The organism is Stenotrophomonas sp. A3_2 (assembly GCF_036624925.1).
GTDB lineage: Bacteria > Pseudomonadota > Gammaproteobacteria > Xanthomonadales > Xanthomonadaceae > Stenotrophomonas > Stenotrophomonas hibiscicola.
Map to the genome: position 1 here is coordinate 1 of NZ_JAZKVY010000153.1, position 9,171 is coordinate 9,171.

The 9,171-nt window shown below is 66.7% G+C and carries 9 protein-coding genes; 4 read left to right on the forward strand and 5 right to left on the reverse strand.

The window, feature by feature from the left end:
* Window positions 1–150 precede the first annotated feature (150 nt).
* Window positions 151–414: a DUF2007 domain-containing protein gene (locus tag R5H29_RS04635; RefSeq protein WP_005415362.1), complete on the forward strand. Its 264-nt coding sequence runs from the start codon at window positions 151–153 to the stop codon at window positions 412–414.
* Between the two features lie 30 nt (window positions 415–444).
* On the forward strand, window positions 445–1,110 hold the full coding sequence (gene msrA, locus R5H29_RS04640; RefSeq protein ID WP_332328839.1) for a peptide-methionine (S)-S-oxide reductase MsrA: 666 nt from the start codon (window positions 445–447) through the stop codon (window positions 1,108–1,110).
* A 667-nt stretch (window positions 1,111–1,777) separates the two neighbouring features.
* On the opposite strand, the gene R5H29_RS04645 is transcribed toward msrA, so the two are convergent.
* From R5H29_RS04645 to ahpC, 5 genes are all read right to left on the reverse strand, one after another.
* The gene (locus tag R5H29_RS04645; RefSeq protein ID WP_019661133.1) at window positions 1,778–2,734 is read right to left on the reverse strand and encodes a transaldolase; all 957 of its coding nucleotides are present in this window, start codon (window positions 2,732–2,734) and stop codon (window positions 1,778–1,780) included.
* Between the two features lie 50 nt (window positions 2,735–2,784).
* Complete coding sequence (gene rnk, locus R5H29_RS04650; RefSeq protein ID WP_019661134.1) at window positions 2,785–3,189, reverse strand: nucleoside diphosphate kinase regulator; 405 nt, start codon at window positions 3,187–3,189, stop codon at window positions 2,785–2,787.
* Window positions 3,190–3,312: 123 nt separating this feature from the next.
* Window positions 3,313–4,275, reverse strand: coding sequence for a LysR substrate-binding domain-containing protein (locus tag R5H29_RS04655; protein ID WP_312543615.1), 963 nt, complete (start codon window positions 4,273–4,275; stop codon window positions 3,313–3,315).
* Window positions 4,276–4,360: 85 nt separating this feature from the next.
* A complete protein-coding gene (gene ahpF, locus R5H29_RS04660; protein WP_308305588.1) occupies window positions 4,361–5,953 on the reverse strand; it encodes an alkyl hydroperoxide reductase subunit F in 1,593 nt (530 codons plus the stop codon).
* Between the two features lie 224 nt (window positions 5,954–6,177).
* Window positions 6,178–6,741 carry an alkyl hydroperoxide reductase subunit C gene (gene ahpC / locus R5H29_RS04665; RefSeq protein WP_005415368.1) on the reverse strand — a complete coding sequence of 188 codons (564 nt, stop codon included), beginning with the start codon at window positions 6,739–6,741 and terminating at the stop codon, window positions 6,178–6,180.
* Between the two features lie 322 nt (window positions 6,742–7,063).
* Between ahpC and prmC the strand changes: the two genes are divergently transcribed.
* Both prmC and pip read left to right on the forward strand, forming a co-directional pair.
* The gene (gene prmC, locus R5H29_RS04670; RefSeq protein WP_332328837.1) at window positions 7,064–7,921 is read left to right on the forward strand and encodes a peptide chain release factor N(5)-glutamine methyltransferase; all 858 of its coding nucleotides are present in this window, start codon (window positions 7,064–7,066) and stop codon (window positions 7,919–7,921) included.
* Window positions 7,922–7,969: 48 nt separating this feature from the next.
* Window positions 7,970–8,911 (forward strand): prolyl aminopeptidase, encoded by a 942-nt coding sequence (pip, locus tag R5H29_RS04675; protein ID WP_332328838.1) that lies wholly within the window; start codon window positions 7,970–7,972, stop codon window positions 8,909–8,911.
* Window positions 8,912–9,171: the final 260 nt, after the last annotated feature.

Consider the following 9,171-nt stretch of genomic DNA (forward strand, 5'->3'; position numbering starts at 1 on the left):
CCAGTGTCGGTGCCGGGCCCGCGCCCGGCCGCCCCCACGCCGGGGCGTCGGGCGTGGGCCCCCCGCGGGCGCCGCCAACTCTCGGATCCCGCCCTCTCCACCATTCAGCCCCCAGGCGTATGCTGGACCCTTGTCCCGAGGAGCCGCCGCATGCACATCGTGTACAAGGCCGACAATCTGTTCGACGCCCATCTGGTCAAGCACGCCCTGGAAGACGCCGGTATCCCCGCGTTTGTGTTCGGAGAGCAGTTGCTGGGCGGGATGGGCGAGCTGCCGCTGTTTGGCGTGTTGCGGGTCGGCATCCCCGATGCGGCGCGGCCGCAGGCCGAGGACATCGTAGCGGCGCTGGACTTGGGCCAGGCCCCGTCCGACCCCATTTCCGATGCAGACGACATTGCCGGCCTTCCGGCGTAGGAGCGCATCATGTTGGGAATTGGCCAGGGCATCCTCGGCATCGGCGCCTTCAAGCAGCGCCTGCCGCGCCCGGAAGAGGCGCTACCGGGGCGTGACCAACCACTGCCGCTGCACAGCAACCAGCACTTCGTGAACAGCCATCCGCTGAAGGACCGCTTCGCCGGCCTGCAGCAGATCCGCTTCGCGCTGGGCTGTTTCTGGGGCGCCGAGCGCAAGTTCTGGACCGAACCGGGCGTGTACAGCACCTCGGTGGGCTATGCCGGTGGCATCACGCCGAACCCGACCTATGAAGAGGTCTGCTCGGGCCTGACCGGCCACACCGAAGTGGTGCAGGTGGTGTTCGACCCGGCGGTGGTGAGCCTGGAACGGCTGCTGCAGCTGTTCTGGGAAAGCCATGACCCGACGCAGGGCATGCGCCAGGGAAACGACACCGGCACCCAGTACCGTTCGGCGATCCATGCCACCGACGAGGGCCAGTACAAGGCCGCGCTGGCCAGTCGCGAGGCCTACCAGGCGCAGCTGGATGCGGCCGGCTACGGCCCGATCACCACCGAGATCGTGTACCCGGCACCGGCGTACTACTACGCCGAGGACTACCACCAGCAGTACCTGGCGAAGAATCCGAACGGCTATTGCGGCATCGGCGGCACCGGCGTGAGCTGCCCGATCGGATTGGATGTGGAGGCGCCGCGCTGACGCGCGGTGGTCCGCCTGCGGCGGGCAACGTCAACGGCTGAAAGCCAAAGCCAAAGCCAAAGCGGCTCTGGGTCGCTGCTTGTTGGGTGGGGCGGTGTGGGTTGGCAGACACGCCGTGAACCCCGCTCCGCGGTCCGGCCCAGCCGCTGGCGGCTGTGCGTTCGGGCGCTTGCGAAGCAGTGCTTCGCAAGCAAAGCGCCCTCACCCCTGGGGGCTCGATGGCGCCATCCATGGCGCCATCCATGGCGCCAACGGTCCTGCCAACCCACACCGCCCCACCCCCGACAGTTTCCCGGTGACGGTGGGAAAGAGCATTGGGTTACTGACGAACTGATGGAAAACAAAAAGGACGCGGCGTTCGCCGCGTCCTTTTTGTTTGGTTCTGCATTGCCCTTGTAGAGCCGAGCCATGCTCGGCTCCGAGCAAGCGAAGCGCGCGACCCGCTGTTGCTCTTCTTTCTTTCTTCCGTGGCGGGCGGCCGCAGGAAACTGTCGAAGGCAGGGTGGGTAGGCCGCGCAGGGGCGTGAGCCGCATGGATGCGGCGACCGAGCTTACAGGGACGTACTTGCAGCGTCCCCTGCACGGCCTACCCACCCTGCCAACCACATGACCCGCTCTTCGCGACCAAGCCCCCCGCCACGAGGGGCTCAGCCGTTGGCCGGAATCCTCACAGTGCCGCGCGGATCCGCTCGCGCAGTGCTTCCAGATCCTTGGCAAACGCCTCGATGCCGGTCGCCAGCTTCTCGGTGGCCATCGGATCGGCCGCCAGATCCGCCGCGAACTTCGCCGCATCGATCGGCGTCACCGCCGTGCCATCGGCTGCACCGGCTACCAGCTTGCGCGGCAGCTCGCCGTGGTCGGCGTCCAGCTTCTCCAGCAGGTCCGGCGAGATCGTCAGGCGGTCGCAGCCGGCCAGTGCTTCGATCTGCGCGGTCGAACGGAACGAGGCGCCCATCACCACCGTCGGCGAACCGCGACGCTTGAATTCGGCGTACACGCCGCGCACGAACTTCACGCCCGGGTCTTCGTCGATGGTGGCCGGGGTCTGGCCGTTGGCCACGTACCAGTCGAGGATGCGGCCGACGAACGGCGAGATCAGGAACGCGCCGGCTTCGCTGCAGGCTAGCGCCTGGGTCGGGTTGAAGATCAGCGTCAGGTTGCAGTCGATGCCTTCGGCCTGCAGGATGCGCGCGGCTTCCACGCCTTCCCAGGTCGCGGCGATCTTGATCAGGATCTTCTCGCGCGGCACGCCGGCGTCGGCGTACATCTGGATGAACTGGCGGGCCTTGGCCACGGTGGCCGCGGTGTCGTGAGCCAGGTCGGCATCCACCTCGGTGGATACCCGGCCCGGCACCAGCGTGCTCAGCAGCGCGCCGACGCCGATGGTCAGGCGGTCGGCCACCGCGTGCACCACGGCTTCGCGGTCGCCACCCTGCTGGCGGCCCCAGGCCAGTTCGCGTTCGATCAGCTCGGCGTAGACCGGCAGGTCCAGCGCCTTCTTCACCAGGGTCGGGTTGGTGGTGCAGTCCACCGGCTGCAGGCGCTTGATCGCCTCGTAGTCACCGGTATCGGCGACGACCACGGACAGTTCACGCAGCTGGGACAGTTTGGACGGGGTACTCATTGCGGCTCCTGGTGCAAGGGAATCGAATCGCGCGCGGTGCGCAGCGGTAATCAGGGGCGGTCGTTATGGACCGCGGTCACGCGCAGGCGCAGCTTCCGGCCACCGGGCGCGTTCCAGTCGATGCTCTGGCCGATCGAAAGGCCGAGCAGGGCACTGCCGACCGGGGCCAGCACGGAGACCTTGCCTTCATCGACGTTGGCTTCGCGGGGGAAGACCAGGGTCAGGACGTGCTTTTCGCCCGACACTTCATCTTCGCATTCCACGCGCGAATGCATCATGACGATGCCTTCGGGAATCTGGTCCGGTGCCATCACGGTGGCCCGGTTGAGTTCTTCAGCAAGCGCGAGCGCGGCAGGCGTCTGGCTCAGCGCGGGGGATTCGAGCATGGCGTCCAGGCGGTCCATGTCGAAAGTAGAAACGGTGATCGACGGCGGCAGGCCGCTGGCGGTACTCATGGTGAAGCTCCTTGGTTGAAAGCCATGCAAAAGGCGGCACCTGCTGGCGCCGCCTGTCTGTATTGTGGGGACAAATGCGGCCGGAATCGACTCCTGCCGATTCCAGGCCGGTACTGCGGGGGCTCAGCCGTTCAGCGCGGGGCCGGGCAGGGCCGGTGCATCGCTGCCGGCATCGAGCGCCTCCAGCGTGAACAGCGCCTGCGGCAGACGCTTGAACTGGTCGGCCAGCTCCATCAGGAAGTCGTTCATGGCCGAGCTGCGGCGCCAGATCATGGCGATGCGGCGGCTGGGACGGCCCTCGCCGGTGAAATCGAGCAGGCGGATGTTGTTCGAGCGCGGCACTGGCGGCTGCACCGACAGACTTGGCAGCAGGGTGATGCCGACGTCGGCGGCGACCATCTGCCGCAGGGTTTCCAGGCTGGTGGCGCGGAATTCGGACTTCTCATTGGCGCCGAACAGGCGGCACACTTCCAGCGCCTGGTCGCGCAGGCAATGCCCGTCTTCCAGCAGCAGCAGCTTCTGCGTCGCCAGTTCCTGCACGTCCAGATGTTCGCGACGGGCCAACGGGTGGCGCCCGGAGACGGCCAGCAGGAACGGCTCCTCGAACAGGAACTCGGCATGCAGCTGGTCGTCCACCACCGGCAGCGCCAGCAACGCAGCATCCAGCTTGCCTTCGCGCAGGCGGTCCAGCAGCACGTCGCTCTTTTCCTCGACCAGCAGCAGTTCCAGCTCCGGGAAGCGCTCGCGGATGCGCGGGATCACATGCGGCAGCAGGTACGGGCCGAGGGTCGGGAAGATGCCCAGGCGCACCGTGCCGGCTTCCGGATCGCGGCTGCGTCGCGCCGCTTCCTTCAGCTGTTCCACTTCGGACACGATCACCCGCGCCCGTGCCGCCGCTTCCTGACCGGCCGGGGTCAGCATCACCTTGCGCGGTGCGCGTTCCACCAGCGGCAGGCCCAGCTCTTCTTCCAGCTTGCGGATCTGCGTCGACAGCGTGGGCTGGCTGACGAAGCAGGCGGCGGCAGCCCGGCCGAAATGCTTGTGGTCGGCCAGGGCTACCAGGTACTTCAGATCACGTAGGTTCATCCTTACACCCCAGGGGTAACGGACCGGCTGACGGCGTGGTTACCCGACAGGCAGACAATGTTCCCGGTGATCTGGGAACGGTGGATCAGGCCGCTTCAGCAACGGCACCGCTGCTGTTGCTCACCGACGAGCGGATCAGGTGGTCGAACGCGCTCAGTGCGGCGGTGGAACCGGCGCCCATGGCGATGATGATCTGCTTGTAGGGCACCGTCGTGCAATCGCCAGCAGCGAACACACCCGGCAGGTTGGTCTGGCCGCGGTCATCGATGACGATCTCGCCACGCGGCGAAAGCGCCACCACATCCTTCAGCCACTCGGTGTTGGGCAGCAGGCCGATCTGCACGAAGATGCCTTCCAGCTCGACGCGGTGGGCATCGCCGCCGATGCGGTCCTTGTACACCAGGCCGGTGACCTTGCTGCCGTCGCCCAGCACTTCGGTGGTCTGTGCGCTGGTCAGCACCGTCACGTTGGCCAGGCTGCGCAGCTTCTTCTGCAGCACTTCGTCGGCACGCAGGCTGGAATCGAACTCCAGAAGGGTTACATGCGACACGATGCCGGCCAGATCGATGGCCGCTTCCACGCCGGAATTGCCGCCGCCGATCACCGCCACGCGCTTGCCCTTGAACAGTGGGCCATCGCAGTGCGGGCAGTAGGCCACGCCCTTGTTGCGGTACTGGTCTTCGCCCGGCACGTTCATCTGCCGCCAGCGTGCGCCGGTGGACAGGATCACCGAACGGGACTTGAGCACCGCACCGTTCTCCAGCTGCACCTGCACCAGGCCGTCTTCGCCGGCCGGCACCAGCGCGCTGGCACGCTGCAGGTTCATGATGTCCACGTCGTACTCGCGCACGTGCTGTTCCAGCGCCGTGGCCAGCTTCGGGCCCTCGGTCTCCTTCACCGAAATGAAGTTCTCGATGGCCATGGTGTCCAGCACCTGTCCACCAAAGCGCTCGGCGGCGATGCCGGTGCGGATGCCCTTGCGCGCGGCGTAGATCGCCGCTGCCGCACCGGCCGGGCCACCGCCCACCACCAGCACGTCGAACGCGTCCTTGGCGGCAATCTTCTCGGCATCGCGCTTGCCGGCATTGGTGTCCAGCTTGGCCACGATCTGCTCCAGGGTCATGCGGCCCTGGTCGAACACTTCACCGTTGAGGTACACGGTCGGCACCGACATGATCTCGCGCTTCTCGACTTCGTCCTGGAACAGCGCACCATCGATGGCCACGTGCTGGATGCGCGGGTTGAGCACTGCGGCCAGGTTCAGCGCCTGGACCACGTCCGGGCAGTTCTGGCAGGACAGCGAGAAGTAGGTTTCGAACCGGTAGTCGCCTTCCAGGTTCTGCACCTGCTCGATCAGCTCGGCGGTGGCCTTGGACGGATGACCGCCCACCTGGAGCAGTGCCAGCACCAGCGAGGTGAACTCGTGGCCCATCGGCAGGCCGGCGAAGGTCAGGTGGATGTCCTGGCCCGGGGTGCCCAGGTCGAAGGACGGCACGCGGCCCTGCCCATCGCGCAGCACCTGCAGCGAGATCTTGTCCGACAGGCTCTCCAGGGTCTGCAGCAGGTCCAGCATTTCCTGCGACTTGGCGCCATCGTCGGCGTGCGCGGTGATCTGGATCGGGCGGGTCACGCGTTCCAGATAGGTCTTCAGCTGCGACTGCAGGTTGGTGTCCAACATCGGGTCATCTCCTGGCTTCAGGCAAACAGGGGGCGTGGCACCGCTGTAGAAGGTAGCGGACCAGCTGGGGGTAGGGGTGAACCCAAGACAGCGACCGTGGAAGGGGCTGGCTGGCCAAGGCGGGCGAGCGTTGGCTGTCTTGGGTTCACCCCCACGCCGGCGGGGGGACCGGCACGGGGATGAAGGGCGCGCCGTGGCGTGGGGCCACGGCAGGCCGGTAGGGCTTAGATCTTGCCGACCAGGTCCAGCGACGGGGTCAGGGTCTTCTCGCCTTCCTTCCACTTGGCCGGGCAGACCTGGTTCGGGTTGGCGGCGGTGAACTGGGCAGCCTTGAGCTTGCGCAGGGTCTCGGACACGTCACGGGCGATCTCGTTGGAGTGGATCTCCAGGGTCTTGATCACGCCTTCCGGGTTGATGATGAAGGTGCCGCGCAGGGCCAGGCCTTCTTCTTCAATGTGCACGCCGAAGGCGCGGGTCAGCTGGTGGGTCGGGTCGCCGACCAGCGGGAACTGGGCCTTGCCGACGGCCGGCGAGGTCTCGTGCCACACCTTGTGCGAGAAGTGGGTGTCGGTGGTGACGATGTAGACCTCGGCGCCGGCCTTCTTGAACTCGGCGTAATGGTCAGCGGCGTCTTCGATCTCGGTCGGGCAGTTGAAGGTGAAGGCGGCCGGCATGAAGATCAGGACGGACCACTGGCCCTTCAGGCTGGCGTCGGAAACCTTGATGAACTCGCCGTTGTGGTAGGCGTTGGCTTCGAACGGCTGGATCTGGGTATTGATGAGGGACATCATTTTTCCTCTTGGTGAAGGGGAGTGGGTGAATCGACAGGAGCTAGGTTACCCATTCGCTCGCGATAAGAACAATCCATTGATTGCATCTATTCGATAGATGGAGTCTATCGAATGGCCCTTAGCAGACACTGAACCTCGCCATCGCCATCCTGCAATTGCCTGTGTGACAAGGGAAATCTCGGCAGGCCGCTGCTTGGGGCCGATAGTCCCTCCTTATCCCGCCCGGCGGAACCTGAACGGATTCTGGTTTTGTAGAGCCGAGCCTGTGCTCGGCTGCTCCAGAAGCAGCCGAGCACAGGCTCGGCTCTACAATTGCAGCATGTCCTTTCAAGCCCAACCCACCCTGCGTCAGGTCGTAGCCGACGCCAGTGCTCGCTTGGGCAGCAGCGACGCCCGCCACGAGGCGGAACTGCTGCTGCTGCATGTACTGGACCGCCCGCGCAGCTGGCTGTTCGCGCACGCCACCGATCCGCTGGCTGCCAATGACCAGGCCGCCTTCGAGGCGTTGCTGGCCCGCCGCGTGGCCGGTGAGCCGGTGGCCTACCTGACCGGCCGTCGCGGATTCTGGACGCTGGACCTGGAGGTCGACCCGGCCACGCTGATCCCGCGTCCGGAAACCGAGCTGCTGGTGGAGCTGGCGCTGGAGCGCCTGCCGCTGGACCGCGCCCTGCAGGTAGCCGACCTCGGCACCGGCAGCGGTGCGATTGCCCTGGCCGTGGCCAGCGAACGGCCGCAGGCGCAGGTGCTGGCCACCGACGCCAGTACCGCCGCACTGGCCGTCGCCGCGCGCAATGCCACGCGCCATGAACTGCGCAACGTGCGCTTCGCCGAAGGTGGGCGTGACTGGTATGCGCCGCTGCACGGTGCGCGCTTCGACCTGATCGCCAGCAATCCGCCCTATATCGCCAGTGACGACCCGCACCTGCAGCAGGGCGACCTGCGCTTCGAACCGGCCACGGCACTGGCGTCGGGCGTGGATGGCCTGGACGACATCCGTGCCATCGCCGAAGGCGCCTGCGCGCACCTGCAGCCCGGTGGCTGGCTGCTGGTCGAACACGGCTGGGACCAAGGCGCGGCGATCCGCGCGCTGTTCGACGCCGCCGGCCTGGCCGAGGTAAGCACCGCGCAGGACCTTGAACAGCGCGACCGGGTCACCCTGGGGCGGCGACCGGCCTAGAATGGAGGTTCTCCTGCCCCGGCAGGGCATCACCCTGGAGCTGCAAGCATGCGTACGCTGTACCCCGCCATCACCCCCTACGACGTCGGCACCCTGAAGGTCGACGACCGCCACACGCTGTACTTCGAACAGTGCGGCAACCCGGAAGGCAAGCCGGTGGTGATGCTGCATGGTGGCCCGGGCGGCGGCTGCAGCGACAAGATGCGCCAGTTCCACGACCCGTCCAAGTACCGCATCATCCTGTTCGACCAGCGCGGTGCCGGCCGTTCCACCCCGCACGCGGATCTGGTGGACAACACCACCTGGGACCTCGTTGCCGATATCGAGAAGCTGCGCGAGCACCTGAAGGTCGATCGCTGGCAGGTGTTCGGTGGCAGCTGGGGTTCGACCCTGGCGCTGGCCTATGCCGAAACCCATCCGCAGCGCGTGACCGAACTGGTCCTGCGCGGCATCTTCATGTTGCGTCGCTGGGAACTGGAATGGTTCTACCAGGAAGGCGCCAACCGCCTGTTCCCGGATGCGTGGGAGCATTACCTCAAGCCGATTCCGCCGGTGGAGCGCCATGACCTGATCTCGGCCTTCCACCGCCGCCTGACCAGCGACGACGAAACCACCCGCCTGGGAGCGGCCAAGGCCTGGGCGGTGTGGGAAGGCGCGACCAGCTTCCTGCATGTCGATGATGACTTCATCAACAGCCACGAAGACCCGCATTTCGCGCTGGCGTTTGCCCGCATCGAGAACCACTACTTCGTCAACGGTGGTTTCTTCGAGGTGGAAGACCAGCTGCTGCGCGACGCGCACCGCATCGCCGACATCCCGGGCGTGATCGTGCACGGCCGCTACGACGTGGTCTGCCCGCTGGCCAACGCCTGGGACCTGACCAAGGTGTGGCCGAAGGCGAAGCTGGAAATCACCCCGGCCTCGGGCCATTCGGCGTTCGAGGCCGAGAACGTGGATGCGCTGGTGCGCGCCACCGATAGCTTCGCGTAATGCCCCGGGGTCAGATCCCTTTCCCACGGAAAGGGCTCTGACCCCAGCCAGGAACTCATCCACGCATGGCGTGGATCTACTGCACCCGGTAGTGCCGGCCGCCGGGCGGCAACGCCTCACCCGGAGCGCCCGGGCCGGCCCCGCGGCCCGTATGGGCCGTGTTGAAGGCTGTGGCGATTTGGCGTGAACCGGGGCGCGGCGCGCTGGCACCGTGGACGTCCCTGCCGGTTTCGGCGACCCCACCAGGTACACCCCCCGGC

Coding starts and splice junctions, on each gene's coding strand:
- R5H29_RS04635 (WP_005415362.1), top strand. CDS start 151: ATGCACATCGTGTACAAGGCCGACAATCTGTTCGACGCCCATCTGGTC.
- R5H29_RS04645 (WP_019661133.1), bottom strand. CDS start 2,734: ATGAGTACCCCGTCCAAACTGTCCCAGCTGCGTGAACTGTCCGTGGTC.
- rnk (WP_019661134.1), bottom strand. CDS start 3,189: ATGAGTACCGCCAGCGGCCTGCCGCCGTCGATCACCGTTTCTACTTTC.
- R5H29_RS04655 (WP_312543615.1), bottom strand. CDS start 4,275: ATGAACCTACGTGATCTGAAGTACCTGGTAGCCCTGGCCGACCACAAG.
- ahpF (WP_308305588.1), bottom strand. CDS start 5,953: ATGTTGGACACCAACCTGCAGTCGCAGCTGAAGACCTATCTGGAACGC.
- ahpC (WP_005415368.1), bottom strand. CDS start 6,741: ATGTCCCTCATCAATACCCAGATCCAGCCGTTCGAAGCCAACGCCTAC.
- prmC (WP_332328837.1), top strand. CDS start 7,064: ATGTCCTTTCAAGCCCAACCCACCCTGCGTCAGGTCGTAGCCGACGCC.
- pip (WP_332328838.1), top strand. CDS start 7,970: ATGCGTACGCTGTACCCCGCCATCACCCCCTACGACGTCGGCACCCTG.